This is a genomic window from Pseudomonas sp. S2_H10 (genome assembly GCF_054668285.1).
In genome coordinates, this window is the sequence record NZ_CP162754.1 from 1,807,501 (window position 1) to 1,833,012 (window position 25,512).

The window sequence follows — 25,512 nt, forward strand, 5'->3', positions numbered from 1 at the left end:
GGCTTGCTGTTCCTGCATGAATACCTCTCGCTGTCGCAGTGGATGGCAATCATGTGCATCATTCTGGCTTCTGTCGGTGCAACCATGACCATGGGCGCTGCCGCCAGGCCCGCTGTAGCGGCAGATTGATAGCAGATATGACGCGGGTCTGGTATTTGCCGCTCAATTAGGCCATGTTTAGCCCCGCACTCCAGAGTCATGCCATGGACAATTTCAGATAGGGATATCGGTACGCTTCAAGCGAAAGCGAATGCAGTCAGACTCGGGCACAAGACCCGGGGACGCTATAAGGACAGTAATGAAACGAATTTTGATACTGATCGCCGTACTTGCAATTGCGGGCTGCGCAGCGACTTCCAACACACAGACCAAGCACGGCAAGAAAGGGTTACATATCAACTGTTCGGGGCTGTCTTCGTCCTGGGACAAGTGCTACGCCAGCGCCGCCAACTCCTGTGCGCCCAAGGGGTACAAGGTCATCGCCAAGTCGGGCGACTCCGTGGAAGAGCCCGGTGATTATCCGTTTGGTCTCAATCCTGCCGGCTATACCAGCCGCAGCATGATTGTCATCTGCAAATAGGCAGGGGCCGTCGAGTCAGGTTCTCGGGCTTGCGATCTGACGGCCGATTTCGTCGTAGCTGGACTTCAGCACTGTGCGCTGGATATCCGGGCTAGCCAGCATGCGCGCAACGACCAGCGCGCCAATGCATTGCGACAGGATTGCCCACGCCAGGCTGTCGCTTTGCAGGACACCCGCCCAACTTTCCTGAAGCCGACAAATCCAGTGCTCTGCCTGTTGCCGAACCGCCAGGTCGGAACGGGCGATTTCCGCTCCCAATGCCGGTAGCGCACAACCGGTTTCCGGACTCTCGACGTGAGACATGCTCAGGTACAGTTTCAGGCAGCGCTCAAGCTTGTCCCGGTCCTGTCCTACCCCCAGCCGCGCCAGGCTTTGTCCCAGCTCACGCTCGACAATGATGGCGAACAACTCGTCCTTGGACGAAAAGTGGCTATAGAAGGCCCCGCCACTCAAGCCAATCGCTTTCATCAGGCCGTCCACCCCCACCGTTGAAAATCCGGACTTCTTGGCCGACAACGCACTGCTTTCCAGCAGCTTCTGCCTGGTTTCCAGCTTGTGACTGGCCGAGTAACGCATTGTCCTTCTCCCGTAGTTGATCACCTTGACGCCTGTTCAATCGTAGCATAACGTTCGTTTAGTTAACGATCGTTTACCAAAAAGGGATCTACCCATGAATAACAAGAAGGTCGTACTGGTCGTCGGTGCAGGGGATGCCACGGGCGGCGCCATTGCCAAGCGTTTTGCCCAGGAAGGTTTTGTCGCCTGCGTCACCCGCCGCAGCGCGGACAAACTCCAGCCATTGGTGGATGCCATCAAGGCCGATGGTGGCGAGGCCCAAGGTTTTGCCTGCGATGCACGCAAGGAGGAAGACGTGATCGTGCTGGTCGAGCAAATCGAAAGCCAGATCGGCCCCATCGAAGCCTTTGTCTTCAACATCGGCGCCAACGTGCCGTGCAGCATTCTCGAAGAAACCGCCCGCAAGTATTTCAAGATCTGGGAAATGGCCTGTTTTTCCGGTTTTCTCAACGGGCGTGAAGTGGCCAAACGCATGGCTAAGCGCCAGCGCGGCACGATCCTGTTCACCGGCGCCACCGCCGGCATGCGTGGCGCTGCCGGCTTCGCTGCATTTGCCGGTGCCAAGCACGGCATTCGCGCGCTGGCGCAAAGCATGGCTCGAGAGCTTGGCCCGATGAACATTCACGTTGCCCATGTCGTCGTCGACGGCGCGATCGATACCGACTTCATCCGCGAAAGCTTCCCCGAAAAATACGCCACCAGGGAACAGGATGGCATCCTCAATCCCGAGCATATCGCCGAAAACTACTGGTACCTGCACAGCCAGCCCCGTGACGCCTGGACCTTCGAGCTGGACCTTCGCCCCTGGAGCGAACGCTGGTAATTACCCTCAGACAACAATAAGACGAGCGCCTTGAACATGAGCAAAACCGTGGAGTTCTACTTCGACCTCGGCAGCCCCGCCACCTATCTGGCCTATACCCAACTGCCAAAGATCTGCGCACAGACTGACACCCAGTTGATCTACATACCGCTCTTGCTGGGCGGAGTGTTCAAAGCCACCGGCAATGCCTCTCCGGCGACGGTCCCGGCGAAGGGCCGCTACATGTTTCAGGACCTGGACCGCTACGCCAAACGCTACGGCGTACCCCTGAAATTCAATCCGCACTTCCCGATCAACACCTTGATGCTGATGCGCGCAGTGACAGGCATGCAGTTACGCCACCCTGAACGGTTTGCCGCCTTCATCGACTGCCTGTTCAAGGCCCTTTGGGTCGACGGTCGCAGCCTGGACGAACCGGCGACCGTCGCCGCAGTGCTCAGCGAAAACGGTTTCGATCCACAAGAGGTACTGGCCCTGACTGCCGATGAAGAAGTCAAAGCCCTGCTCAAGGACAACACCGAAAAAGCCGTACAGCGAGGCGTATTCGGAGCCCCGAGCATGTTTGTCGATAACCGGCTGTATTTCGGCCAGGACCGACTGGACTTCGTACTCGAAGCCTTGAGTTAGATCTCGACCACCAACCGCCCCTTTGCCGCTCCCGACAAGAGCAGTTGATGGGCGGCCTCTGCGGACTCCAGCGTGAACGAGTGCGGGTCAAGCAATGGCGCGAGCTTGCCCGCTTCGATCAACCGCGCCGCATCGCGCAGAATCTCGCCGTGATGCTCGCGCCCCTGCCCCGTCAGCAACGGCAGCAAAGTGAAGACCCCGGAGTAAGTCGCCCCGCGAAAGGAAAGCGGTGCCAGACTGTGCTGCCCCCATCCAAGGCAACTGAGCACATGCCCGTGATACATCCGTACCGCCTTGAATGACGCATCCAGGGTTTCGCCCCCCACTGTGTCATAGACAAGGTCGAAGCCCTCACCGGCCGTATGTTCAGCCACATAGTCCTCAACCGAAGACTTGCGGTAATCGATGAACGTCGCGCCGAATCCTTCAATGATCGCTTGTTGCCCGGCCGAGCCCGTGGCAAAAACCTCGGCGCCAAAAGCGCTGGCGATTTGCACGGCGACATGGCCAACGCCACCGGCACCGCCATGAATCAATACCTTCTGCCCGGCTCGAACGCGAGCCCGGTCCACCAGGCCTTCCCACGCCGTAATCAACACCAGCGGCAATCCGGCAGCCTCGCGCATGCTCAGGTTGTGCGGTTTGCGAGCCAACAGTCGCGCATCGACCGCCGCATATTCGGCCAATGAACCTTGAACACCGCCAATGCCGGTGGCCATGGCGTACACCTCATCCCCCGGCAGCCAGCCACTGACGCCCTCCCCCAGCGCCTCTACGGTCCCGGCCAGATCCATTCCCACTATCGCCGGCAATGGTTGAGCAGCATGGGCCGCCTGCCCGCAGCGGATTTTTCCATCCAGTGGATTCACACCGCTGGCCTGGATCCTGACCAATACCTGCCCTGCCTGGGGCTCCGGACGTGCAATGGATACCAAACGCAATGGCGCATTGGCAGAGTCGACCATCAGAGCGCGCATATTCAGTGAGTCAGTCATTTCGCCATGTCCCGTCAGAAGTGGATGTGGACCCATTCTGCTTCGTTCAACTCATGCCGATAAGACGCCATATCGCTATAGTGATCATGCCTGTTTCGCATGAATGAGGAATCCCGTGGACAAACTCAACGCAATGGCGATTTTCGTGAGGGTGGTCGAACGAGGCAGTTTCTCCGCCGTTGCCCGGGAGTTGCAGACCAGCCAGCCGACCATTAGCAAAGTGCTGCAGGCGCTGGAAAGCCAACTGGGCGGAAAGCTGATTGCCCGCAGTACCCGCAAGTTATCCCTGACAGACGAAGGTCAGCGCTATTACAACGAATGCCGGATGATCCTGGCCGCCGTGGATGCCGCAGAACATAGCTTCCAGTCCGGTCGGGAAAGGGTTGCCGGGGCGCTGAAAATCGGTTCGTCGGTCAGTTTCGGCCGCCTGCAGATCGCCCCGCGGTTGCCGGACTTTCTCAAACACTACCCCGACGTACAGATAGATTTGCAATTGAGTGATCAGAACCAGGACCTGGTCAGCGAAGGGATGGACGTCACCTTCCGCATCGGCACCCTGAACGACAGCGGCCTGATCGCTCGCCTTGTCGGCACCACCCATCGGGTGACCGTCGCCTCACCTGACTACCTCAGGCAAAACGGCCAGCCGCAAACGCCAGAGGAACTGGGCAGGCACAACTGCCTGATGTTCAACCTGCTGAGCAGTCAGAACCTGTGGGCTTACACAAAAGACGCGGAACGTCACGAGGTGCGGATCAAGGGCAATGCACAGAGCAACAATTCCGAGGCGATCCGCGAACTGGTGCTGGGGGGATTGGGAATTGCGCTGTCACCGGTGTGGTTGTTCAGCGAAGACCTGATTGCTGGCCGGGTGGTCGCGATTCTGCAGGACTACAACACGCTGTCGCTGCCGATCCATGCCGTATCCCCGGCGAATCGTCGCCAATCCGCCAGGGTCAAAGCCTTTGTCGACTTTATGGCTCAGGCGCTGGATAACGCGCCTGAGTTGCAGCCGGTCAAATAGCTGCGGTGCGGGTATTGAGCCACTCCAGTGCGGCGCCCTCGACCAATGGGCTCAGGCGTTCGCGCACTTCGGCGTGGTAGGCGTTGAACCACTGTTTTTCCTCTATGGTCAGCAGCGATGTTTCCAGGCAACGCGTGTCGATCGGGCACAGGGTCAGCGTTTCGAACTGCAAAAACTCGCCGAATTCGCTTTTGCCTGCCTCACGGTTCATCGCCAGGTTTTCGATGCGCACACCCCAACGCCCCGGACGGTAGGTGCCCGGCTCGATGGACGTGATCATGCCCGCTTGCATCGCGGTTTGCGGTGCAGGTGCGGCCTGATAGGCGATGACTTGCGGACCTTCGTGGACGTTGAGGAAGTAACCGACGCCATGACCGGTGCCGTGACCATAGTCGACACTTTCCGCCCAGATGGGCGCGCGGGCGATGGCGTCGAGCAGCGGCGACAGAATGCCTTTGGGGAACTGCGCGCGGGACAAGGCAATCACGCCCTTGAGCACGCGGGTGCAATCGCGTTTCTGCTCTTCGGTCGGCGTGCCCACTGCCACCATCCGTGTGATGTCGGTGGTGCCGCCCAGGTACTGGCCGCCGGAGTCGATCAACAGCAGACCGTCCCCTTCGATGACCGCGTGTTCCTCTTCAGTGGCGTGATAGTGCGGCATCGCGCCATTGGCGTTGTACGCGGCGATGGTATTGAAGCTCAGCGACACATAATCCGGGCGGCGCTCACGGGCCGCGGTGAGTTTTTCGTCGATGGTCAGTTCGGTGATGCGCTCGCGGCCCAGCGCCGAGTCCAGCCAGGCGAAGAATTCGCACAGCGCCGCACCGTCCTGTTCCATGGCCTGGCGGATGTGTTCGGCATCGGCCAGGCTTTTTTGCGATTTGGCCAGGGTCGTCGGGTTCAGGCCTTCGATCAGTTTCACCCCGCTGTCGAGGTTGTCCAGCAACCCCGCGGTGACCCGCGCCGGGTCGACTTGCAGGCTCGCGCCACTCGGCACGGCACGCAATGCGGCAGCGACTTCGCTGTAATCGCGCAAGGTCACGCCGTCCTGTTCGAGGACTGCACGCAACTCGGCGCTGACCTTGCTCAAGGCCACGAACAGCGTGGCCTGTTGCTGATTGATCAGGGCAAAGGAAACGAATACCGGGTTGAACGACACGTCGCCGCCGCGCAGGTTGAACAGCCAGGCGATGTCATCCAGTGTGGCGATGAAATGCCAGTCGGCACCCCGCGCCTTGAGGGTGTCACGCAGTTGGGCGAGTTTTTCGCCACGACTGACCGTCGCTTGCGGTGGCAGGTGTTGATAGATCGGTTCGTTCGGCAGACCTGGGCGGTCGCTCCAGACACCGCTCAACAGGTCGATGTCGGTGCGCAGACGGGCGCCACGCTCTTCAAGTTTGCTGCCCAGGGTCCGTGCCGAAGCCACGGCCATGACCGCGCCATCGACTGCCACAACGCCACCCTCGGGAGTTTGCTCGGCTAGCCATTCCAGTGGCCCGGGTTGACCCGGTTGCAGCTTGACCAGGTCAATGCCGCTGCCCTTGAGTTCCTTGGTCGCCTGCTCCCAATAACGGCTGTCGGCCCAGACGCCGGCAAAATCCGCAGTCACGATCAGGGTACCGACCGACCCATGGAAACCCGACAACCACTGGCGCCCCTGCCAGTAACCCGGCAGGTATTCGGACAGGTGCGGGTCGGCCGACGGCACCAGCAAGGCGTGAATGCCCTCCCGGCTCATCAGTTCGCGGGTTTGCGCCAGGCGCTGGGGCACCGATCCATTGATCGAAAACTGCGTATTCATCGTGTCTCCTGCTAACCACTTGGTCATTATTGTTGAGCGCCGATCAATGTCGGCGCTTCCTCGCCCTATTGCCAGAATGCCGGGGCACTGGCGCAGGCTGCCTTGATCAGTTGAACCGCCTGGTCGATATCCTGCTCGGTGGTGAAGCGCCCGAGGCTCAAGCGGATGGTGCGGCTGGCCGAACGGGCATCATGCCCCAGGGCCAGCAGCACATGGGATGGGGCATTGCTCGCGGAATTGCAGGCCGAGGTCGCGGAAAACGCGATCGAGGCCAGTAACGCCGCCGGGTTGAACTCGCCTTCACTGAAGGTCAGGCTCAGGGTATGGGGGATGCGCCGGGTCGGGCTGCCGTTGAGACGCACACCGGGAATGCTCTGCAATTGCTCGAGCAAGCGCTCACGCAAATGCACGATGGTGGCTTTCTCTTCATCGAAGGACGCTGCCGCCAGTGCGAATGCCGAACCCATGGCCACGATCTGATGGGTCGCCAGGGTGCCGGAGCGCAAACCGCCCTCATGCCCGCCGCCATGGATCTGCGCCTGCAATCGCTGCTGTGCACGCGGCCCGACATACAACGCACCGATACCCTTGGGGCCGTACAGTTTGTGCGCGGAAAACGACATCAGGTCCACCGGCCACTGCGCGAGGTCGATCGCCACTTTGCCCGCACCCTGTGCGGCGTCGACATGGAACAATGCCCCGCGCTCACGCACCACCTGGCCAATGGCGGGTATGTCGTTGAGGGTACCCAGTTCGTTGTTGACCAGCATCAGCGACACCAGGAAGGTGTCCTCGCGCATGGCTTCGCTGACTGCCTGCGCAGTGATCAGGCCCTCGGCGTCCGGCACCAGATACGTCACGGCCACACCGGCATCCTGCAATTGCCTGGCGGTATCGAGAATGGCTTTGTGTTCGATCTGGCTGGTGATGATATGGCCGCCGCCGGTACCGCGGGCCTGGGCCACGCCCTTGAGCGCGAGGTTGTTGGATTCGGTGGCGCCTGAGGTCCAGACAATCTGCTCGGGCATCGCACCGACCAGTTCGGCGACCTGGCGTCGCGCCTGTTCCACCGATAGCCGGGCCTGCTGGCCGAAGATATGGGAGCTGGAGGCCGGGTTGCCGAAATTGCCGGTAAAGCCCAGACACTCGACCATCACTTTGATGACCCGCTCATCCACCGGCGTGGTGGCGGCGTAATCGAAATACAACGGACGTTTATTCATAAAAGACTCGCAGAGCGTGTTCCGGGATCAGGAAGCTCGTGACTGCAAACGGCAAAGCGCAGCCTTGTGAGCTGCGCGCTGTTTTCAGAACGTACCAATACCTGATCGGATGCCGTTAAAGAAGAACTACTTCATTTAAAAGTGCGTAGGAACGCTCCTGAAAAGTCAGCTTAACAGGCATCGGGCAACCGGTTGAAGCAATGCGTCAGCCAAAGCTTTCGAGCAACAGCGGATACAGCGAGGCCACGAGCAGCGCGGCCATGCCCCAATTGAACAGGCGCAGCCAGCGGCGATCCTTCAGAACGCTGCGCAACAGCGTGCCGCAAGCGGCCCAGACACCGACGCTCGGCAGGTTGATGATGGCAAAAACCGCCGCGATCACGATCACATTGGTGAAGTAACCCTGCATCGGCGTGTAGGTGCTGATGGCGCCAATGGCCATGATCCAGGCCTTGGGATTGACCCACTGGAACGCGGCGGCGCCCAGATAACTGATCGGTTTCGCCTCGCTTTGCTGACTCTCCGACATGGGGCCGGAATGGGCGATTTTCCACGCCAGATACAGCAAATACGCCGCCCCCACATAACGCAGCACGGTGTAGAGCAAAGGGTACGTCTGGAATACCGCGCCAAGGCCAAAGCCGACCGCCACCACCAGTACAAAGAAGCCACAGGTGATGCCGAGCATGTGCGGAATCGTGCGGTTGAAGCCGAAGTTCACCCCGGATGCCAGCAACATGGTGTTGTTCGGACCGGGAGTGATCGAGGTGACGAGGGCGAACAGGGCGAAGCCCAGCAGCAGGTCGAGTGAGAGTGTCATGGCGGGCAGTCCGTGAGGTCGGTCAGGTGTTGACCCTATCGCACACCCCGGGCGAAACCCATGGACAGTTACGCGAAACTTGCAGCAGTACAGTTTTGCCTCAGCTTGGACGACCGTGCAGCTGTACAGATCGCCCGACGCTCATTTCACCCTGATTATCGAAGCCGAACGACTTGCGCGGCTCACCGAGCAGTTCGGCTTTTTTCGCGTGGTATTCCTCGAAGGACAACCCGCGACGGTTCAACGCTTCCAGCGCCAGTTCCTTGCTTTCTTCAGCCGTGTAAGGGCGAAGTTCGGGGGAAACATGGCTGGCGCATCCGGCGAGCAGGGAGACGGCGAGCATCAGCATCGTAGCGATCATGGGTTTCATATCTGGCGTCCTGGCGACTGGGTTCGAGGCAATGAACACAGGCTACCCGCGCCTCCCGGACAGCAGAAATCAACGCTTTCAATAGTGGCTATCAGGAAATGGCGATCATTGTCGAGGCGAAGGGAGTGAGTTGGCTGGAGCCGAGCTGATGGCACTTGTATTGCGCTGCTGCTCGTCGGCCGCTCGGTAAGCGCAAAGCGGCTGGCCTATATTTATTCGGTCGTACAACGGCACGGGCCGTTTCCATTCACACAATAAAAACAGGGAGATCCATCATGAGCGTCAAACCCATTCCAGAGGGGTATCACAGCATTACGCCCTATCTGGGCATCCGCAAAGCCGCCGAAGCCATCGACTTCTACAAAAAAGCCTTCGGCGCCACTGAGGTCATGCGCCTGGCCATGCCCGACGGTGGCATCGGTCACGCCGAGCTGCGCATCGGCGACTGCCCGATCATGTTGGGCACGCCCTGCGATCAGGGACCGTTGAGCAATCCGGACAATTCGCCGTCCGTGGGTCTGCATTTGTACGTGCAGGATGTCGACAAGTCCTACAAACAGGCCATCGATGCCGGTGCAACGGTTGTGTCCGAGGTCAAGGATCAGTTCTACGGTGACCGCTCGGGCACCTTGAAGGATCCCTACGGGCACCTGTGGTTCCTGGCCACGCGCAAGGAAGACCTGACCCAAGAGCAGATCGAGCAACGGGCCAGGGAGATGTTTGCCCAGGGGTGAAATCTTCAGGGTTGGAGCGGGCCTCTTCGCGAACAGGCTCGCTCCACAGTGGCGTACTGGCTGCCCGTTACACACGGTTCATGAATAAACACACCACGGTTTGTACCTTGCTCTCGGCCGCCGGGGATTTCAGGATGGCGGCAACCATTACAGGGAGCCACCCATGTTTGCCGGATTCCGCAAAGACCAGCGCCACGTCAACGCTGTAGAAATCGCCTATCGGATCGGCGGTAGCGGGCCTGCCCTGCTGTTGCTGCACGGTCATCCACAGACTCACGTCATCTGGCACAAGGTCGCCGAGCAACTGGCTGCGCACTTCACCGTGGTGGCCGCCGACCTGCGCGGTTATGGCGATAGCGGCAAGCCGCCGGCCGATGAACAGCATGCCCACTATTCAAAACGGGAAATGGCCCGGGACGCCGTCGAATTGATGCGATCCCTGGGCTTCGAGCGGTTTTCCGTGCTGGCCCACGACCGTGGCGCGCGGGTGGCTCATCGACTGGCACTCGATCATCCCGAGAGCGTGCAGCGCATGGTCTTGCTCGATATCGCCCCGACCCTGTCGATGTATACGCAAACCAACGAAGCCTTTGCCCGTGCCTATTGGCACTGGTTCTTCCTGATCCGTCCGGCACCGCTACCGGAAACCCTGATCGAGGCCGACCCGCAGGCCTATCTGCGCAGCGTCATGGGCAGCCGCAGCGCCGGGCTCAAGCCCTTCACTGACGAAGCCTTCGGCGAATACCTGCGCGGCCTGAAACAACCGGGCGCCGCACGCGGCATCTGCGAAGACTATCGCGCCAGCGCCAGCATCGACCTGGACCACGACCGCGCCGATATCGAGGCCGGTCATCATCTGAAGCTGCCCCTGTTGGTGTTGTGGGGTGCCGAAGGTACGGTCGGGCGCTGCTTCGAGCCACTCAAGGAATGGCAACAAGTGGCGTGCGACGTGCGTGGCAAAGCGTTGCCGACCGGCCATTACATTGCCGAGGAGGCGCCAGAACTGCTGCTCGCCGAGGCGCTAGACTTTCTGCGCTGATACGTCCCCCCCGCGCCGGGTTCACCGCGCGCGGGTTGGTTCTCTCGTTGTTTCTCTCCCCTCCTCTGTGCCTCGCTCGCAATCACTGCGCGGCCCCTCCAGGCACTTTGCCAGCAAGCCAACTCCAGGTTTGCGGCAATGCGAAACATTTTCTTTCATTTCCCCGTTCGGGATTTCCTTTGCTCATCCGTCTTACATAGATGCAGTCCTGTCGCGTAGGCAAAAGCCACGACTGGACGTTCAGGGCGCTCCCCCCTGCGAAGCCCGCAGACGAGCTGCCTCTCATCCAGGCAAGACCTCCAATATGTCGAAGAAGTCCCGTTCAAAAATCTGGTTCCTGGTCCATAGCTGGCTGGCGCTGCCAATCTGGTTTTTCGTGCTGATCGTCTGCGTGACCGGCACCCTGGCGGTGATCAGCCAGGAAATCGTCTGGCTGGCCAACCCGCCCATGCGCGCCAGCCAGCCCGTGGACGATGCACCGCTTCTCAGTTATCAGCAGGTCATCGAGGCCATCAACAAGGCCGAGCCGCAGACCGTGGTGCAGAGCATCAGTCGGCCCGACGAGTCGCACTTCGCGCTGGATGTCGAAGTCAGCTATCCCGACGGGCGCTCGGTGGTGATTTACGTCAATCCGTACAGCGGCGTGATCCAGGGTGTCGCGCCGGAGTTCAACTTCCGCGCGTTCACCCGCGCCCTGCACGGTTGGTGGCTGGTGCCGTTCACCAATGGCTATAGCTGGGGCTGGTACCTGGTGTCGTTTCTTGGCTTGCCGCTGCTGGCTTCGCTCGTTACCGGACTGGTTGTCTACAAACGTTTCTGGAAAGGCTTTTTCCGCCCGACCCTGCGCATTCGCCACGGCGCGCGGATTTTCTGGGGCGACTTCCACCGCTTGAGCGGCATCTGGTCGATCTGGTTCATCGCGGTGATTTCTGTCACCGGCACCTGGTTCCTGATCCAGGCACTGCTGTTCGACAACCATATTTCCATTTCCACGGAAAAGATCATCCCGGCGATGTCCCGCGAAGCGGTACCGCTGTCGTCCGATGGTTCGCCTGCGCCGCGCATCGACCTTGACCGCGCGATTGCCATTGCCTCGCAGAAGATTTCCGGACTGGAGGCCAGTTTCGTCAGCCTGCCGGGCAATGCCTACAGCCATCTGGATGTCGGTGGACGCGGCTGGTATCCGCTGATGTTCCAGACCGCGACCATCAACCCGTATAACGGCGAAGTCGCCGCCACGCGCCTGATTTCGGACCGTTCGACCCTGGAGTTCGTCACCGAGTCCATGCGCCCGCTGCATACCGGCGACTTCGGTGGCCTGTGGATCAAGCTGATCTGGGCGTTCTTCGGCCTGTTGCTGAGCATGATGGTGCTCAGCGGTTTGTTGATCTGGACCAAGCGCACGGCCCTGGCCACGGCCAATGCCTTCAAGCGCAGCAACAAAAAAACCCGTATTACCGCTGCGCAACCGGCCACGAACAATGAACCATCGGAGGTCAACCTGTGAGCAAAGTCATTGCGGCCTCACAACCTTCGCGCCTGAGCGTGTTCTGGCACAAATGGCGCTTTCACCTGAATGTCCTGTTGCTCCTGATTCCACTCGGTTTCATGCCCAAGTACTTCGCCGACGAAGCGCTGATGCGTGGCGACAGTGGCCTGGGCGAACGCGAAGTCGGTGAAGTCCAGGTCGGCCCCTGGAGCCTGCGCCTGGCGGAGCTGCGCAACGCCGCGCCCACGCTCGATGGCCCGGCCGGCTACATGAAGGGTTTCAACGCGGCGCTGTGCGAGGCCTGCATCGGACAGGTCAAGGCCACTTACCTGCGCATCGGCAAACCCCGCAGCCTGCGCGCCGCCGGAGTGATTTTCTTCGGCACGCCGTACCGCATGGGCGCTTCGCTGCCCGTCCCGGAAAAGACCACGGCCAACGCCGAGCTGTGGATCACCATGGAAGGCTGGGACGGCTCCATGCATCAGGCATCCATTCCTTTGAGCCAGGCCTCCCCCTCCACCATCGCCTGGCTGAACAAACAAGGAGGCAAACCATGATCAACCCGCTTCGTCCACTCAATGCCGTGTTGCTGCTGCTATGCGCCGGCTTCAGCGCCAGCGCGCTGGCCCACAACCCGATGTGCGAATGCAAGGCCATCGACGCCGAGCAGATCAAATGCACCGGCGGTTTTTCCGACGGCAGCGGCGCGCCGGGCGTGACCCTCGATGTGATCGGCTACGACGAAACCATTCTGGTGCCGGGCAAACTCGGCGCCGATTCGACCCTGACCTTCAAGAAACCGGGTGCCGAGTTCTACGTGCTGTTCGACGCAGGCCCGGGTCACGTGGTGGAAATCGACCAAGCGGACATCGAGGCACCATGAGCACGCCAACGACCCAAGTCGTACGCCCGGCCGGTGCCGGCCACGAAACCCTCTACGTCCTGCTTCTGTGCCTGCTGATCCTTGCGGTCGCAGGCTCGGTGGTGCTCTGGCGCGGTGAGTCCCATGAGGTCAGCAGCGTCAACAGCCACCAACTGGATGCGCGCCGCGACCTCAGTGCTTCCGAGCAAGGCATCTACGCCGATTTGCGGGTGACGCTGGACGAAATTCATTTGCTGCGCCAGGAACAGCAGACCCTGCCGACTCCCGAGGTCCTCGCCGACGAGGGTTTTGCCCCGTTTGCCCAGGACGCCAGCTCCGTCAGCCGTGGCGGCCATGCCTGGCAATTGCTCAACGCCAAGGCCTACTTCGGCCTGAGCCAGGTACCGACGGTCGCCGGCTCATTCCTGATGCGCCTGACTGCCACCGATGACGCTCCTGACATCTGGCTCAATCGCGCCAGCACGCTCACGGCTCCGGCCGATCTCAGCGATACCGCGCTCGAAAGCTCGGGCTGGCAACAGATCGTCGCGCAATACGATGCCGGCGTGACTCGCCAGCACCGGCACTGAATCCTCGCCCCCATCCGAGAGAAGACCGCTTTCCCATGCCCATTCCATCTCAACGTTCCACCTTGCGCTTGCTGCTGGTCGGCCTGCTGGCCTGCCTGCTGCCATCCCTCGCCAGTGCCGACGACGCAGCCAAACGCCTGCGCATCGGCATCACCCTGCATCCTTATTACAGCTACGTGGCGAACATCGTCGGCGACAAGGCCGAAGTGGTACCGCTGATTCCGGCCGGCTTCAACCCGCATGCCTACGAACCCCGCGCCGAAGACATCAAGCGCATCAGCGGGCTGGACGTGGTCGTGCTCAACGGCGTGGGCCATGACGATTTCGCCGACCGCATGATCGCCGCCAGCGAAACCCCGAACGTGCCGGTGATCGAAGCCAACGAAAACGTGCCGCTGCTGGCGGCCACCGGTGTGGCTGCACGCGGTGCCGGCAAAGTGGTGAACCCGCACACCTTCCTGTCGATCAGTGCCTCGATTGCCCAGGTCAACAACATCGCCCGGGAGCTGGGCAAACTCGATCCGGCCAATGCCAAGGCCTACACCGAGAACGCCCGCGCCTACGGCAAGCGCCTGCGCAAGATGCGCGCCGATGCCCTGGCCAAACTGACCCAGGCGCCGAACGCCGAGCTGCGGGTGGCCACGGTGCACGCGGCGTACGACTACCTGCTGCGCGAATTCGGCCTGGAAGTGACAGCCGTGGTCGAGCCGGCCCATGGCATCGAGCCGAGCCCGAGCCAGCTGAAAAAAACCATCGATCAGCTGCGTGAACTGGACGTGAAAGTGATCTTCTCGGAGATGGACTTTCCCTCCACCTACGTCGACACCATCCAGCGTGAGTCCGGGGTGAAGCTGTATCCGCTGTCGCACATCTCCTACGGCGAATACACCGCCGACAAGTACGAAAAGGAAATGACCGGCAACCTCAACACCGTGGTGCGGGCGATTCAGGAGTCTGGCGCATGACGGCTCAAGAAAACCTGCTCCTGCAAAACCACGGCCCGACGCTGGATTTTGCCGACATCAGCCTGACCCTCGGGCGCACGACAATCCTCGACAACGTGACCTTTCAGGTCCGCCCCGGCAGCGTGCACGCACTGGTCGGCCCCAATGGCGGCGGCAAGAGTTCACTGATCAAGACCCTGCTCGGGCAGATGCCGCATCAGGGCCGCTTGAGCCTGCAATGGCCGGGCGAGCCCGGCACCATTGGCTACGTGCCACAGGCACTGGAATTCGACCGGGGCTTGCCGATGACCGTCGACGATTTCATGGCCGCCATGTGCCAGCGTCGCCCGGCCTTTCTCGGCTTGAGCAAACATTTCGCGGCGGCGATTGGCGAGGCCCTTGAACGGGTCGGCATGCAGGACAAACGCAAGCGCCGCATGGGCGCACTGTCTGGCGGTGAGCGCCAACGGGTGTTGCTGGCCCAGGGGTTGATTCCGCCTCCGCAATTGCTGGTGCTCGACGAGCCGATGTCGGCCCTCGATGAGGCCGGCATTCAAGTGTTCGAACGCTTGCTCGGTGATTGGCGAGCGGCGGGCATCACCGTGCTGTGGATCGAGCACGACCTGGAAGCGGTCGGGCGCCTGGCCGATCACGTCACCGGGCTCAATCGCCGCGTGCTGTTCGACGCCACACCGCAACAGGCACTGACGCCGGAACGCCTGCTGACCCTGTTCTCGACCCACCCACGGAGCCTTGCCTGATGAGTTACGAAGCTTTTCGCCTGATGGTCCAGGGTTGGGCATCGTCGGGTTATCTGCCCGAGGCGCTGGCCTATGGGTTTGTGGTCAATGCCCTGCTCGCCGGCCTGCTGATCGGCCCGGTGCTGGGTGGCCTGGGGACATTGGTGGTGGTCAAGCGCTTCGCGTTTTTCTCCGAGGCGGTCGGTCACGCCGCGCTCACCGGCGTGGCCGTCGGCATTTTGCTCGGCGAACCCTACACCGGCCCCTACGGCAGCCTGTTCGGTTACTGCCTGCTGTTCGGCATCTTGCTCAACTACCTGCGCAACCGTACCGGCCTGGCACCGGACACCTTGATCGGCGTGTTCCTCTCGGTGTCGCTGGCCCTGGGCGCGAGCCTGCTGTTGATTCTGGCGGGCAAGATCAACGTGCACATTCTGGAAAACGTGCTGTTCGGCTCGGTGTTGACGGTGAACGGCAATGACCTGCTGGTGTTGGCCATCGTCGGTTCGCTGGTCATGGCCCTGGCCTTGCCGTTGTACAACCGCATCATGCTCGCCAGTTTCAATCCGCAACTGGCGGCCGTGCGCGGGGTGGCGGTGAAGACCCTGGATTATCTGTTCGTGATTCTGGTGACGCTGATCACCGTTGCCGCGGTGAAAGTCATCGGCGCGATTCTGGTCGGCGCGCTGCTGGTGATTCCGGCGGCGGCGGCACGTTTGCTCAGCCAATCGCTGAAGGGCTTTTTCTGGTGTTCGGTGTTGATCGCCACCGTCAGCACGCTGTGCGGGATTCTCGCGCCGATTGTCTTCGACCTGCCGATTCCGTCCGGCGCCGCGATCATCCTCGTGGCCGGCATCGCCTTCGCCCTGGCCGCCCTCGCGCGCGGCATTGTCCCCAGCCTGAAAGGAAACCTTGGATAAATGATTTTTTCTCTGCGCCAACTGACCCTCGCCGTGGCCCTGTGCGGGCTGGCCACCACGACCTTCGCCGCCGGCAGCGGCAAACCGCTGCGGGTGCTGGCCTCCTTGCCGATTACTTATGGCCTGGGTGAGGTACTGCTCAAAGGCACCGATGTCAGCCTTGAACGCGCCGCGCCGGCCAATCTGCCCGGCAGTCGCCAGACCGCCTACTTCACCGGACGTGGCGCACCGGCGCTGGCCGGTCTGGCGAACGATGCCGACGCGGTGATCGGCCTGCGCTCACTGTGGCCGGATGACCCGCTGTACCCGATCTCCCGACGCAGCAATATCCGCATCGTCGAAGTCGATGCCGCCCGCCCGGTGGATGGTGCCCTGCCCGGCATTGCGGTACAGCCCGACAACAAGGTCGACGGACTGAACAGCCAGCCCTGGCTCTCCAGCAACAACATGGGACGCATGGCCGATGTGATGGCGGCGGACCTGGTGCGACTGGCTCCCGAGGCCAAGCCGACCATCGACGCCAACCTGGCCGCGCTGAAACAGCGCTTGCTCAAGCTCAGCGCCGCCAGCGAGGCGCGACTGGCCGATGCGGACAACCTCAGTGTGATGAGCCTGAGCGATCATTTCGGCTACCTGATCGGTGGTCTCAACCTGGAATTGATCGGTCAGGATGCACGTCCCGATGCCGAGTGGAGCGCCGATGCGCTCAAGCAACTGGGCACAACACTCAAGGACAACGACGTGGCGGTGGTATTGCATCACCGGCAGCCGTCGGATGCTGTGAAAGCGGTGATTGCCGGAGCGGGTAGCCGCTTGGTGGTGCTGAGTACCGATGCCGAAGATCCGGTGGCGGAGCTGGAGGGGAATGTGGATCTGGTCATCAAGGGGCTGAGTGGCGCGTAACCCCGTGTTGCACACGACATGAAAAAGCCCGCTGACTGTCACCAGTCCAGCGGGCTTTTTCATGTGTGACGAATCAGTGTGCCACAGCCGCCTCGTCCATCTTCTGGCGCAGGCTCAACGGGCGCATGTCGGTCCAGGTCTCTTCGATATAAGCCAGGCATTCCTTTTTCAGGCCGCTTTTGCCCACGGTGCGCCAGCCTTGCGGCACGGCCTTGTAGTCGGGCCAGATCGAGTATTGCTCTTCATGGTTGACCACGACCTGAAAGAGGATGTCCTCGCGGTCGAATACTGAAGTCATGCTGTCTCTCCATCGATGTTGGGCGGGCTACGCCGTGTGCGCAGCCGTTATGTAGAAGGAACGTTGCGCACAGCGAAAAATTTATAGGTCGCGGGTGGCCGCAGCCAGGGCTCGGCCGAAAATCCCGGCCACCTGATCGATTTCCGCAGCACTGATCACCAGCGGCGGCAGGAAACGCACCACCGCGCCATGACGGCCACCGAGCTCCAGGATCAAGCCACGCTTGAGGCATTCGCGCTGCACCAGCGGTGCCAGGCGGGCGAAGGCCGGTGGATGACCCTGGGCATCCAGCGCACCCGTCGGATCGACCAGTTCGACACCGAGCATCAAGCCACGCCCACGAATATCGCCCAGTTGCGGGAAGTCCCGCTGCAGGATGCGCAGGTGCTCGGCCAGGCGCTCGCCCATCGCGGCGGCATGCTCGCAGACCTTGTTTTCGACCAGATAACGCATCACCGCGGAACCGGCGGCCATGGCCATCTGGTTGCCACGGAACGTCCCCGCATGGGCACCCGGCAGCCAGGTGTCGAGCCAGTCGCGGTAGACCACCACCGCCAGCGGCAGGCTGCCGCCGATGGCCTTGGACATCACCACGACATCGGGAATGATCCCGGCGTGCTCGAAGGCGAACATCTTGCCGGTGCGGGCGAATCCACTCTGGATCTCATCGACGATCAGCGCGACACCCGCCTTTTCGGTGATCCGCCGCACACCGCGCAGCCAGTCCAGATCCGCCGGGATCACCCCGCCCTCGCCCTGCACCACTTCCACAATCACCGCCGCCGGTAGTTGCACACCAGCCTCGGGATCGTTGAGCAGGTTTTCCAGATAACTCAGGTTGGCGTTCACCCCTTGCGCACCGCCGAGCCCGAACGGGCAGCGGTAATCGTATGGATACGGCATGAACTGCACGCCGCTGCCAAGCAAGGCGCCCAAAGGTTTTTTCGGCCCAAGGCTGCCCATCAGGCTCAACGCGCCCTGGCTCATGCCGTGATAACCGCCCTGGAACGAGATCACGGTGCTGCGGCCGGTGGCGGTACGCACCAGTTTCAGGGCAGCTTCCACGGCGTCGGTGCCGGTGGGGCCGCAGAACTGGATCTTCGCTTCAGCGGCCAGCGCAGGCGGCAGCAGACCGAACAGATCCTGAACGAACTGGTCCTTGACCGGCGTGGTCAGGTCCAGGGTGTGCAGCGGCAGTTCATCGGACAGCACTTGTTGGATGGCTTGGATCACCACCGGGTGGTTGTGCCCCAGGGCCAGCGTCCCGGCACCGGCCAGGCAGTCGATGAACGTGCGGCCTTCGACGTCTTCGACATGGATGCCCTTGGCGCGCTTGAGCGCCAGGGGAATGCGTCGCGGATAGCTGCGGGCGTTGGATTCCTGCTGACTCTGACGGGCGAGCAATGGCGATTCGTTGAACTGATAAAGCGTCTCGGCGGACGTCGCCGGCTGCTCTTCGATAAGGCTGGTAGCGACTGACATCTCTCTAACCCTCAATGAAGTTTTCCTGTTCTGGAAACGCATCAGCGCTTGAGGGATTTAGGCGGTAACACGCAAACCTCTGCTCGCGATGGACTCAAGAACACCGCGTGCATTCAGAAAGCACGCGTTTTCGTTTTCGACCATCGCGAGCAGAGCTCGCGCCTACAGTGGCATGTGGTGTTTTCAGACCGGTTGCAGTGGCATCGTCAGCTCGACCCGCAGGCCATCCGGTCGGCTATCGAATTGCAACGTGCAGCCGCAACGCTGGACGATGGCCTGGACAATCGCCAGCCCCAGGCCACAACCGGTGCTCTGGCCGTTGCGCCAGAAGCGCTGGGTCAAGTGTTGCAAATCCTCTTCGGCAATCCCCGGCCCATGGTCGCGCACCACGAACTGCACTCGATTGCCGGTGGTTTCCAGGCTCAACTCCACGGCCTTGTCGGCGGGGGTATGGCGCAGTGCGTTGTCGAGCAGGTTGCGCAGCGCGGCAATCGACAGCACGGCGGGCATTTGTACAGGTGCCGCGGAGACCTTGCCCGGCGCCTGGAACCTGATGCGCTGGCGATCACCGCTCGCCGCGTCCTGGATCGCCAGTTTCGCCACTTGCTCGGCGTTGCACTGCACACCGTCGTCAAACGACAGGCTGCCCTCGACTCGCGCCAGTAGCAGCAATTGCTCGAGGGTGCGGTGCATGCGGTCCGCGCCTTCTTCGGCGCGCGCCAGGGACTGGTCCCGGGCGTTGCCGTCGGTCATGCGCGCCACTTGCAGGTGGGTCTTGATGGCGGTCAGCGGGCTGCGCAGCTCATGGGCCGCGTCCCCGGTCAGGCGTCGCTCGCGTTCGATGGTCTTGCCGATGCGCTGCAGCAACTGGTTCTGGGTTTCCAGCAAGGGTTGCAACTCGCTGGGCAACGGCTGGATCTGCAACGGCTCGAGGGAGTCGGCACTGCGGCGCATCAAGGCGTCACGCATGCGGTTGAGCGGCGCCAGCCCCTGGCCGATGCCCAGCCAGAGCAGGCACAGGCAACCAAGCAGCGCCACGCCCACCGGTACCGAGGCGGCCAGCAGGATCGACATGTTCAACGCCTCGCGTTCGATCTGCCGGTCGGCGGTGGTGATGCGCAGATCGCCCCGGACCAGAGTGAAACTGCGCCAGGGCGCGCCGTCGATCATCTGATCGTGAAAGCCCAGTTTCTCGGCCTCCAGGGTCTGCTGCGGATCGGTATGGCTGCGGGCAAGGATTTCACCGCGCAGCGAGCTGACCTGACAGGCCATGCCTCCCGGAATGTTCAGTTGTTCGGCGCTGAAGTGGGTGCCCTCGCCCTTGCTCGGCACAGGCGGCAGTTGCTCCATCAGGCCGGCGACCATGCGCGCCGACGCCACCAGGCGCTGGTCGAGGGAAAACATCATCTGATTGCGCAGATCGCTGAGCATCCAGGCCGCGGCCAGGGCCCAGATCAGCGCAAACGCGGCACCGAGCGTCAGGCTCAGGCGCAAACGCAGACTCATCACTTCGATTCTTCTCCGCCATCAGCCGGCCCCAGGCGATAGCCCAGGCCGCGCACGGTCTCGACAATGCCGTTGCCGAGCTTGCGCCGCAGGTGATGGATATGGACGTTGAGGGCGTTGCTCTCCAGTTCGTCGTTGAAACCGTAGACGCTGTCCTTCAATTGCTCGGTGGACAGCACCCGGCCACGGTTATGCAACAAGGCCTGCAGCAGCGACTGCTCGCGACGCGAGAGGTCCACCGGCTGGCCTGCAAGTGTGGTTTCGCGGCTGCTCGGGTCGTAGGTCAGGGCGCCGTGTTCGATCAGGTTGACGCTGCGCCCCGCCACCCGCCGCAACAGCGTGTGCAAGCGCGCAGCAAGCTCACGCAGGTCGAACGGTTTGAGCAGGTAATCATCGGCGCCGGCCTGCAGGCCATCGACGCGGTCGGTGACCGAATCACGCGCGGTGAGGATCAGGACCGGCAGTTCCAGGCCTTGATGACGCAATTGCTGGAGCAGCTTGAGACCGTCTTCGTCCGGCAAGCCGAGGTCGAGCACCATGACATCGAACTCCGCGACCTTCAGCATCGCCCGGGCGGCGGACGCGGTGGCGACGTGCTCCACGGTCAGGCCCTGGGCAGTCAGGCCGGCGACAATGCCGCTGGCGATCAGCTCATCGTCTTCACAAACCAGTACGTGCATGGCAGATCCCTGATTAAAAACGTGAGTCAAGCAGGTGAGGATTAAGGCTCAATTATGACAAGCCATTTGAATGAGGAGAAGCGCCAGGACCGCCCAGAGCCGTTGTATCAGCTATCACCTGCCCTTTGAACAAACCTGAAACAACTAACATTTAATCAGGCCATTTAAATAACGAAACAAAGCTCACTGAATAGATCTTTAAAAACTGCATAAAGTCATACAACTGGCGCCCCCCCTCACGCTATCGCCAGACTGAATATAGATCCAAACCTACCGCTGAATAACATCGATAAAACTGAAAGGAATCAGAACATGCGTACATTAAAAAACATGGTCGCCGTCGATTGGCGATCCGGAAAAGATCGTTATTACTTCTTTTTCACAGACACCGAAACCTACACCCGCTTCGATATTGGAGACAACAGCGTTCCTGACGGATACCCAGCATCAGTCACGCCAGATAATTGGGACAGCTTTCACTCGGAGGTCAAAAACCTGCGATTCGGGTTCTCAACCACCAATCTTTACAAGTTCGATGGGCAGGAAGCTTTTGACCGGGATTATCTTCTGCTCTTCTATTACGAAGGCAAAACACCCATGTGCTGCTGGTACGACCAAGATGATGACAAGGTAACTCGCCGTCGACCCGTGGCAACTACTCATTGGCGCCCTATTCTTCCGTACTTTGATAAAATTGTGGCGGGCACATGGTGGGAAACCGGCGGTGCAAACTGGATAGGCAAACCGTCACCCTTTCGATTCCTTATGAGCGACGGGCAGTGTTTCTGGTTTGATATTTATAGGTCGGATGTGCTCCTTCAGCCCATCGATGAACAGACCTGGCCTGGCTTGGCACCGTACAAGGATCGGATTCTCACCGGCGTACAAAATGACCGAACTCTGGCACAGAGTCATTTCCATATCTTCCTGACCAATAATGAGTTCATGACCTATACCATTCCTAATGGCGAACTCGTGCACGGCCCCGAGAAAGTCGATGAACAGACCTGGCCCGGTCTGCTTCGCGACTGAGCCTGGCCAGACCACAGCAGGTAAGCGGTGGTTAATCATCGGTTAATCGCCGTCATCCATTGTCCTTCTCACTTGCACAGGGACAAGGCTTACCCATGCGTCGATTGTTTTTCCTCTTTGCTCTATTGATCTCGGGCCTGGCCCAGGCCAGTACCAATCCGTTCGAAACCAAACCTGACTTTCTTCCGGTCGGCAACGCGTTCATTTTTACTTCCGAACGCCTGGAATCCGGTGAAACCCAGCTGTTCTGGCAGATTGCCGACGGCTATTACCTGTATCAGAAGCGCCTGAAATTCGATGGTCTGCCGGAACAGCACAAACCCGTGCTACCGGAGGGCGAAGCCCACAGCGACGAGTTTTTCGGCGAGCAGCAAGTCTACCGCCAGGGTCTGGAACTGAAGATACCGGCCGGTGCCAGCGGCCAGGTCAAGGTCAGTTACCAGGGTTGTGCCGATGCCGGTTTGTGTTATCCGCCGCAAACCCAAGTCGTGGACCTGGGTAACGTCAATGCGCAGAGCGCGGCCAATGAAGCACCAGACCAGGCGCTGGCCAGCAGCCTGCAACAACGGGCACTGGGCTGGAGCCTTTTGTTGTTCTTCGGCCTTGGCCTTCTGCTGGCCTTCACCCCGTGTTCATTGCCGATGCTGCCGATTCTGGCCGGGTTGATCGTCGGTAGCGGCGCCACGCCCAAACGCGGTTTCGCCCTGGCCAGCAGTTACGTGTTCAGCATGGCGCTGGTGTATGCGGCGATGGGGGTTGTGGCCGCCTCCCTCGGTGCGAACCTGCAAGCCTGGCTGCAGAACCCCTGGCTGCTGGGCAGTTTCGCGGCGATATTCGTGTTGCTGGCACTGCCGATGTTCGGTTTCTTCGAGCTGCAACTGCCTGTGGCCGTGCGTGATCGACTGGAAAACGTTTCGCGCAATCAGCGCGGCGGCAGCCTGATCGGCGCCGGAGTGCTGGGAGCCCTGTCCGGCCTGCTGGTCGGTCCCTGCATGACCGCACCGCTGGCCGGCGCCCTGCTCTACATCGCGCAAAGCGGTAACGCGCTGCATGGCGGATTGATCCTGTTTGTCATGGGCATCGGTATCGGCGTTCCGCTGCTGTTGCTGGTAACCGTCGGCAATCGCTTCATGCCCAAGCCCGGCGCCTGGATGAACCTGATCAAAGGCATCTTCGGTTTCCTGTTCCTCGCCACCGCGCTGCTGATGCTGCGCCCGGTGCTGGACGAATCCCTGTGGGTCGGCCTGTGCGGTGCCCTGCTGTTGATCACGGCCTACAGCGCCTGGAAGCAGTCGGAAGGTTTCGGCCGTATCGCGCAGCTGTTTGGCGCCAGCTCGTTGCTGCTCGGTTTGTGGGGCAGCCTGCTGGTGATCGGGGCGGCCGGTGGCAGTGACGATCCGTTCAAACCGTTGCAGGTCTTCCGTGCCTCGAACCAGGCGGTGGCCGCCGTGCCGGTTGGCCACGATGCCTTCACCACCATCAAGGACCCGCAAGCCTTGCAACGTGAACTCGACGCGGCACAGGCTCGGGGCCAATGGGTGCTGCTGGACTACTACGCTGACTGGTGCGTGTCGTGCAAGGTCATGGAAAAACAGGTCTTCGGCAAAACCAACGTCATGCAAGCCTTGAGCGATGTGCGCTTGCTCCGCCTGGACGTGACCGCCGACAATGCCGCCAGCCGCGAGCTGCTCGGCCGTTACAAAGTGCCGGGGCCACCGAGCCTGCTGTGGATTGGCGCTGACGGTGAAGAGCGGCGCAGCCGGCGCATCACCGGCGAGGTCGATGCCGAGACTTTCCTGCAACGCTGGATTAGCACCCGAGACGCCCATTAATGCTGACCTTCACCCTCGGCACCTTTGCCATCGCGCTCAATCACCTGCTGCTGATCAGTGCGCTGGCGCTGGCCACTTTTGTCGGCTGGCGGGTCGCCAAGCGTGGCGGCGAAAACCCCGAGTCGGCGCTGTTCAGCCTGTTTCTGCTGGGCATGCTCGCGGCCCGGATCAGTTTCGTGGCGGTGTATTGGGCGCACTACCGCAACGATCCGTGGCAGGTCATCGACCTGCGCGATGGCGGCTTCCTCGCCTGGCCCGGGGTGATTGTCGTTGTGCTTGCCACGCTGTATCGAGGCTGGCGTCGCCCGGGTTTGCGCCGTCCATTGGGCTTTGGCGCGGCCAGCGGCCTGGCGTTCTGGCTATTGGCAACGTTCTCCCTGTCGATCTATGAACAAGGCACACGCCTGCCGGAAATCACCCTGCGCAATGCCGCCGGCGAAACCGTGCAGTTGGCCGACTACAAGGGCGGCCCGTTGGTGATCAATCTCTGGGCCACCTGGTGCCCGCCGTGCCGCCGGGAAATGCCGGTGCTGGAAAACGCCCAGCAACAGCGGCCGGACCTGACGTTCCTGTTCGTCAATCAGGCGGAAAGCATGCAGAGCGTGGCGACCTTTCTGGAAACCCAGGGCCTGAGTTTGTCCAACGTGCTGTTCGACGGCGGCGGACGACTGGGCCAGGCCGTCGGTTCCATGGCATTGCCGACTACGCTGTTCTACAACCCCGAAGGTCGCCTGCTGGGCAGCCATCTGGGTGAGTTGTCGGACGCCAGCCTGGCCCGCGCGCTGGAAAATTTCGACACCGTACCCGCCACTTCTTCAAGGAAACTGCCATGCCCCGCCTCCGCCACCTGCTGACCCTGAGCCTCGGTGCCGTCCTGTTGCACCTGCCATCGGTGCAGGCCGAAGAGCTGCCCGATGCCGTCAAGAAAATCGAGGCCAAGGGCGCGAAAATCGTCGGCCAGTTCGATGCCCCCGACGGTTTGCGCGGTTATGCCGCGCAGTATCAGGGCCGCGGTATGGCGCTGTACCTGACACCTGACGGCAAACACGTGTTGCTGGGCAACCTGTACGACGCCGAGGGCAATGATCTGAGCAGCGCGCCGTTGCAGAAACTGGTGTATGCGCCGATGGCCAAGGAAGTCTGGGCCAAGTTCGAAACCAGCAACTGGATCGGCGACGGCAAAAAGGATGCACCGCGCGTGGTGTACCTCTTCAGCGACCCGAATTGCCCGTACTGCAACATGTTCTGGGAACAGGCGCGGCCCTGGGTCAAGGCCGGCAAGGTGCAGTTGCGCCACATCATGGTGGGCATCATCCGCGAAGACAGCCCGGGGAAATCCGCCGCACTGCTCGCCGCCAAAGACCCGGAAAAAGCCCTGCAAGACCACGAAGCCGCCGGCAAGGGCAGTTCGCTCAAGGCCTTGAAGGAAGTGCCGCCAGCCGTTCAGGCAAAACTGGCGGCCAACATGCAATTGATGGAAGAGCTGGAGTTGCAGGCGACACCGGCGATTTTCTACATGGACGACAAGGGGGAACTGCAACAACAGCAGGGCGCGCCGTCGCCGGACAAGTTGGCGAAGATTCTCGGGCCGAAGTAAGTAGTCCGCCGTCGGATTCACGGTG

29 protein-coding genes (1 of these 29 only partly in view) are annotated in these 25,512 nt (G+C 61.3%); 19 read left to right on the forward strand and 10 right to left on the reverse strand.

What is annotated here, in order from left to right; translation table 11 throughout:
* Together rhtA and AB4O16_RS07850 are read left to right on the forward strand one after the other, a co-directional pair.
* A protein-coding gene (gene rhtA / locus AB4O16_RS07845; protein WP_160388981.1) for a threonine/homoserine exporter RhtA crosses the window boundary here: on the forward strand, positions 1-129 show its final stretch. Its footprint begins 759 nt before the window's first position; the window shows 129 of its 888 coding nt (coding positions 760-888); the start codon falls outside the window, past its left edge; it ends in the stop codon at positions 127-129.
* 169 nt (positions 130-298) lie between these two features.
* Positions 299-580, forward strand: a complete 282-nt coding sequence (locus tag AB4O16_RS07850) for a hypothetical protein (RefSeq protein WP_160388980.1) — start codon at positions 299-301, stop codon at positions 578-580.
* Between the two features lie 15 nt (positions 581-595).
* Here the strand turns inward: AB4O16_RS07850 and AB4O16_RS07855 are convergent, their stop codons facing one another.
* Positions 596-1,156: a TetR/AcrR family transcriptional regulator gene (locus AB4O16_RS07855; RefSeq protein ID WP_160388979.1), complete on the reverse strand. Its 561-nt coding sequence runs from the start codon at positions 1,154-1,156 to the stop codon at positions 596-598.
* A 94-nt stretch (positions 1,157-1,250) separates the two neighbouring features.
* On the opposite strand from AB4O16_RS07855, the gene AB4O16_RS07860 reads away from it, so the two are divergent.
* Positions 1,251-1,979: an SDR family oxidoreductase gene (locus tag AB4O16_RS07860; protein ID WP_460157464.1), complete on the forward strand. Its 729-nt coding sequence runs from the start codon at positions 1,251-1,253 to the stop codon at positions 1,977-1,979.
* A gap of 36 nt (positions 1,980-2,015) precedes the next feature.
* Positions 2,016-2,606, forward strand: coding sequence for a 2-hydroxychromene-2-carboxylate isomerase (locus tag AB4O16_RS07865; protein ID WP_160388977.1), 591 nt, complete (start codon positions 2,016-2,018; stop codon positions 2,604-2,606).
* Here the strand turns inward: AB4O16_RS07865 and AB4O16_RS07870 are convergent.
* Positions 2,603-3,601: a zinc-dependent alcohol dehydrogenase family protein gene (locus AB4O16_RS07870; protein ID WP_460157465.1), complete on the reverse strand. Its 999-nt coding sequence runs from the start codon at positions 3,599-3,601 to the stop codon at positions 2,603-2,605. The genes AB4O16_RS07865 and AB4O16_RS07870 overlap by 4 nt on opposite strands.
* Positions 3,602-3,704: 103 nt before the next feature.
* Here AB4O16_RS07870 and AB4O16_RS07875 point away from each other — a divergent pair, with 103 nt between their 5' ends.
* The gene (locus AB4O16_RS07875) at positions 3,705-4,625 is read left to right on the forward strand and encodes a LysR family transcriptional regulator (protein WP_460157466.1); all 921 of its coding nucleotides are present in this window, start codon (positions 3,705-3,707) and stop codon (positions 4,623-4,625) included.
* Here AB4O16_RS07875 and AB4O16_RS07880 read toward each other — a convergent pair.
* The 4 genes from AB4O16_RS07880 to AB4O16_RS07895 form a co-directional block, all read right to left on the reverse strand.
* On the reverse strand, positions 4,618-6,426 hold the full coding sequence (locus AB4O16_RS07880) for an aminopeptidase P family protein (protein ID WP_460157467.1): 1,809 nt from the start codon (positions 6,424-6,426) through the stop codon (positions 4,618-4,620). The genes AB4O16_RS07875 and AB4O16_RS07880 overlap by 8 nt on opposite strands.
* A gap of 65 nt (positions 6,427-6,491) precedes the next feature.
* Positions 6,492-7,649, reverse strand: a complete 1,158-nt coding sequence (locus AB4O16_RS07885) for a cysteine desulfurase family protein (RefSeq protein ID WP_160388973.1) — start codon at positions 7,647-7,649, stop codon at positions 6,492-6,494.
* A gap of 205 nt (positions 7,650-7,854) precedes the next feature.
* Positions 7,855-8,469: a LysE family translocator gene (locus tag AB4O16_RS07890; RefSeq protein WP_460157468.1), complete on the reverse strand. Its 615-nt coding sequence runs from the start codon at positions 8,467-8,469 to the stop codon at positions 7,855-7,857.
* Positions 8,470-8,569: 100 nt separating this feature from the next.
* Positions 8,570-8,839, reverse strand: coding sequence for a hypothetical protein (locus AB4O16_RS07895; RefSeq protein WP_460157469.1), 270 nt, complete (start codon positions 8,837-8,839; stop codon positions 8,570-8,572).
* A gap of 275 nt (positions 8,840-9,114) precedes the next feature.
* Here AB4O16_RS07895 and AB4O16_RS07900 point away from each other — a divergent pair, with 275 nt between their 5' ends.
* From AB4O16_RS07900 to AB4O16_RS07945, 10 genes are all read left to right on the forward strand, one after another.
* Complete coding sequence (locus tag AB4O16_RS07900) at positions 9,115-9,573, forward strand: VOC family protein (protein ID WP_460157470.1); 459 nt, start codon at positions 9,115-9,117, stop codon at positions 9,571-9,573.
* Between the two features lie 163 nt (positions 9,574-9,736).
* Entirely contained in the window at positions 9,737-10,612 is an 876-nt protein-coding gene (locus tag AB4O16_RS07905) for an alpha/beta fold hydrolase (RefSeq protein ID WP_460157471.1), read from the forward strand.
* A gap of 304 nt (positions 10,613-10,916) precedes the next feature.
* Entirely contained in the window at positions 10,917-12,119 is a 1,203-nt protein-coding gene (locus AB4O16_RS07910) for a PepSY-associated TM helix domain-containing protein (RefSeq protein WP_460157472.1), read from the forward strand.
* Positions 12,116-12,658, forward strand: coding sequence for a thiamine pyrophosphate-binding protein (locus AB4O16_RS07915; protein ID WP_160388967.1), 543 nt, complete (start codon positions 12,116-12,118; stop codon positions 12,656-12,658). The genes AB4O16_RS07910 and AB4O16_RS07915 overlap by 4 nt, the downstream gene beginning before the upstream one ends.
* Positions 12,655-12,984: a hypothetical protein gene (locus AB4O16_RS07920; RefSeq protein WP_160388966.1), complete on the forward strand. Its 330-nt coding sequence runs from the start codon at positions 12,655-12,657 to the stop codon at positions 12,982-12,984. Before AB4O16_RS07915 ends, AB4O16_RS07920 begins: the two co-directional genes overlap by 4 nt.
* Positions 12,981-13,553: a DUF6162 family protein gene (locus AB4O16_RS07925; protein ID WP_160388965.1), complete on the forward strand. Its 573-nt coding sequence runs from the start codon at positions 12,981-12,983 to the stop codon at positions 13,551-13,553. Before AB4O16_RS07920 ends, AB4O16_RS07925 begins: the two co-directional genes overlap by 4 nt.
* A gap of 35 nt (positions 13,554-13,588) precedes the next feature.
* The gene (locus tag AB4O16_RS07930) at positions 13,589-14,518 is read left to right on the forward strand and encodes a metal ABC transporter substrate-binding protein (protein WP_160388964.1); all 930 of its coding nucleotides are present in this window, start codon (positions 13,589-13,591) and stop codon (positions 14,516-14,518) included.
* Positions 14,515-15,258: a metal ABC transporter ATP-binding protein gene (locus AB4O16_RS07935; protein ID WP_460157473.1), complete on the forward strand. Its 744-nt coding sequence runs from the start codon at positions 14,515-14,517 to the stop codon at positions 15,256-15,258. The genes AB4O16_RS07930 and AB4O16_RS07935 overlap by 4 nt, the downstream gene beginning before the upstream one ends.
* Positions 15,258-16,157, forward strand: a complete 900-nt coding sequence (locus tag AB4O16_RS07940; protein ID WP_160388963.1) for a metal ABC transporter permease — start codon at positions 15,258-15,260, stop codon at positions 16,155-16,157. The genes AB4O16_RS07935 and AB4O16_RS07940 overlap by 1 nt, the downstream gene beginning before the upstream one ends.
* Positions 16,158-17,060, forward strand: coding sequence for a metal ABC transporter substrate-binding protein (locus AB4O16_RS07945; protein ID WP_460157474.1), 903 nt, complete (start codon positions 16,158-16,160; stop codon positions 17,058-17,060).
* 73 nt (positions 17,061-17,133) lie between these two features.
* On the opposite strand, the gene AB4O16_RS07950 is transcribed toward AB4O16_RS07945, so the two are convergent.
* From AB4O16_RS07950 to AB4O16_RS07965, 4 genes are all read right to left on the reverse strand, one after another.
* The gene (locus AB4O16_RS07950; protein WP_150718166.1) at positions 17,134-17,358 is read right to left on the reverse strand and encodes an MbtH family protein; all 225 of its coding nucleotides are present in this window, start codon (positions 17,356-17,358) and stop codon (positions 17,134-17,136) included.
* Positions 17,359-17,439: 81 nt separating this feature from the next.
* A complete protein-coding gene (locus AB4O16_RS07955) occupies positions 17,440-18,840 on the reverse strand; it encodes a diaminobutyrate--2-oxoglutarate transaminase (protein WP_460157475.1) in 1,401 nt (466 codons plus the stop codon).
* A gap of 183 nt (positions 18,841-19,023) precedes the next feature.
* A complete protein-coding gene (locus AB4O16_RS07960; protein WP_460157476.1) occupies positions 19,024-20,349 on the reverse strand; it encodes an ATP-binding protein in 1,326 nt (441 codons plus the stop codon).
* Complete coding sequence (locus AB4O16_RS07965) at positions 20,346-21,026, reverse strand: response regulator (protein ID WP_008020398.1); 681 nt, start codon at positions 21,024-21,026, stop codon at positions 20,346-20,348. The genes AB4O16_RS07960 and AB4O16_RS07965 overlap by 4 nt, the downstream gene beginning before the upstream one ends.
* A gap of 312 nt (positions 21,027-21,338) precedes the next feature.
* Here AB4O16_RS07965 and AB4O16_RS07970 point away from each other — a divergent pair, with 312 nt between their 5' ends.
* The 4 genes from AB4O16_RS07970 to dsbG all read left to right on the forward strand — a co-directional run bounded on the left by AB4O16_RS07970 (position 21,339) and on the right by dsbG (position 25,487).
* Positions 21,339-22,058, forward strand: coding sequence for a hypothetical protein (locus AB4O16_RS07970; RefSeq protein ID WP_160388959.1), 720 nt, complete (start codon positions 21,339-21,341; stop codon positions 22,056-22,058).
* A 95-nt stretch (positions 22,059-22,153) separates the two neighbouring features.
* On the forward strand, positions 22,154-23,890 hold the full coding sequence (dsbD, locus tag AB4O16_RS07975) for a protein-disulfide reductase DsbD (protein ID WP_460157477.1): 1,737 nt from the start codon (positions 22,154-22,156) through the stop codon (positions 23,888-23,890).
* Positions 23,890-24,744 carry a TlpA family protein disulfide reductase gene (locus tag AB4O16_RS07980; protein WP_460157478.1) on the forward strand — a complete coding sequence of 285 codons (855 nt, stop codon included), beginning with the start codon at positions 23,890-23,892 and terminating at the stop codon, positions 24,742-24,744. The genes dsbD and AB4O16_RS07980 overlap by 1 nt, the downstream gene beginning before the upstream one ends.
* Positions 24,720-25,487, forward strand: coding sequence for a thiol:disulfide interchange protein DsbG (gene dsbG / locus AB4O16_RS07985; protein ID WP_160388956.1), 768 nt, complete (start codon positions 24,720-24,722; stop codon positions 25,485-25,487). Before AB4O16_RS07980 ends, dsbG begins: the two co-directional genes overlap by 25 nt.
* The last annotated feature ends 25 nt before the right edge of the window (positions 25,488-25,512 follow it).

Excerpts from the sequence above, each read along its gene's own strand:
- AB4O16_RS07850 (WP_160388980.1), top strand. The coding sequence starts at position 299 with ATGAAACGAATTTTGATACTGATCGCCGTACTTGCAATTGCGGGCTGC.
- AB4O16_RS07855 (WP_160388979.1), bottom strand. The coding sequence starts at position 1,156 with ATGCGTTACTCGGCCAGTCACAAGCTGGAAACCAGGCAGAAGCTGCTG.
- AB4O16_RS07860 (WP_460157464.1), top strand. The coding sequence starts at position 1,251 with ATGAATAACAAGAAGGTCGTACTGGTCGTCGGTGCAGGGGATGCCACG.
- AB4O16_RS07865 (WP_160388977.1), top strand. The coding sequence starts at position 2,016 with ATGAGCAAAACCGTGGAGTTCTACTTCGACCTCGGCAGCCCCGCCACC.
- AB4O16_RS07870 (WP_460157465.1), bottom strand. The coding sequence starts at position 3,601 with ATGACTGACTCACTGAATATGCGCGCTCTGATGGTCGACTCTGCCAAT.
- AB4O16_RS07875 (WP_460157466.1), top strand. The coding sequence starts at position 3,705 with ATGAGGAATCCCGTGGACAAACTCAACGCAATGGCGATTTTCGTGAGG.
- AB4O16_RS07880 (WP_460157467.1), bottom strand. The coding sequence starts at position 6,426 with ATGAATACGCAGTTTTCGATCAATGGATCGGTGCCCCAGCGCCTGGCG.
- AB4O16_RS07885 (WP_160388973.1), bottom strand. The coding sequence starts at position 7,649 with ATGAATAAACGTCCGTTGTATTTCGATTACGCCGCCACCACGCCGGTG.
- AB4O16_RS07890 (WP_460157468.1), bottom strand. The coding sequence starts at position 8,469 with ATGACACTCTCACTCGACCTGCTGCTGGGCTTCGCCCTGTTCGCCCTC.
- AB4O16_RS07895 (WP_460157469.1), bottom strand. The coding sequence starts at position 8,839 with ATGAAACCCATGATCGCTACGATGCTGATGCTCGCCGTCTCCCTGCTC.
- AB4O16_RS07900 (WP_460157470.1), top strand. The coding sequence starts at position 9,115 with ATGAGCGTCAAACCCATTCCAGAGGGGTATCACAGCATTACGCCCTAT.
- AB4O16_RS07905 (WP_460157471.1), top strand. The coding sequence starts at position 9,737 with ATGTTTGCCGGATTCCGCAAAGACCAGCGCCACGTCAACGCTGTAGAA.
- AB4O16_RS07910 (WP_460157472.1), top strand. The coding sequence starts at position 10,917 with ATGTCGAAGAAGTCCCGTTCAAAAATCTGGTTCCTGGTCCATAGCTGG.
- AB4O16_RS07920 (WP_160388966.1), top strand. The coding sequence starts at position 12,655 with ATGATCAACCCGCTTCGTCCACTCAATGCCGTGTTGCTGCTGCTATGC.
- AB4O16_RS07925 (WP_160388965.1), top strand. The coding sequence starts at position 12,981 with ATGAGCACGCCAACGACCCAAGTCGTACGCCCGGCCGGTGCCGGCCAC.
- AB4O16_RS07930 (WP_160388964.1), top strand. The coding sequence starts at position 13,589 with ATGCCCATTCCATCTCAACGTTCCACCTTGCGCTTGCTGCTGGTCGGC.
- AB4O16_RS07935 (WP_460157473.1), top strand. The coding sequence starts at position 14,515 with ATGACGGCTCAAGAAAACCTGCTCCTGCAAAACCACGGCCCGACGCTG.
- AB4O16_RS07940 (WP_160388963.1), top strand. The coding sequence starts at position 15,258 with ATGAGTTACGAAGCTTTTCGCCTGATGGTCCAGGGTTGGGCATCGTCG.
- AB4O16_RS07945 (WP_460157474.1), top strand. The coding sequence starts at position 16,158 with ATGATTTTTTCTCTGCGCCAACTGACCCTCGCCGTGGCCCTGTGCGGG.
- AB4O16_RS07950 (WP_150718166.1), bottom strand. The coding sequence starts at position 17,358 with ATGACTTCAGTATTCGACCGCGAGGACATCCTCTTTCAGGTCGTGGTC.
- AB4O16_RS07955 (WP_460157475.1), bottom strand. The coding sequence starts at position 18,840 with ATGTCAGTCGCTACCAGCCTTATCGAAGAGCAGCCGGCGACGTCCGCC.
- AB4O16_RS07965 (WP_008020398.1), bottom strand. The coding sequence starts at position 21,026 with ATGCACGTACTGGTTTGTGAAGACGATGAGCTGATCGCCAGCGGCATT.
- AB4O16_RS07970 (WP_160388959.1), top strand. The coding sequence starts at position 21,339 with ATGCGTACATTAAAAAACATGGTCGCCGTCGATTGGCGATCCGGAAAA.
- dsbD (WP_460157477.1), top strand. The coding sequence starts at position 22,154 with ATGCGTCGATTGTTTTTCCTCTTTGCTCTATTGATCTCGGGCCTGGCC.
- AB4O16_RS07980 (WP_460157478.1), top strand. The coding sequence starts at position 23,890 with ATGCTGACCTTCACCCTCGGCACCTTTGCCATCGCGCTCAATCACCTG.
- dsbG (WP_160388956.1), top strand. The coding sequence starts at position 24,720 with ATGCCCCGCCTCCGCCACCTGCTGACCCTGAGCCTCGGTGCCGTCCTG.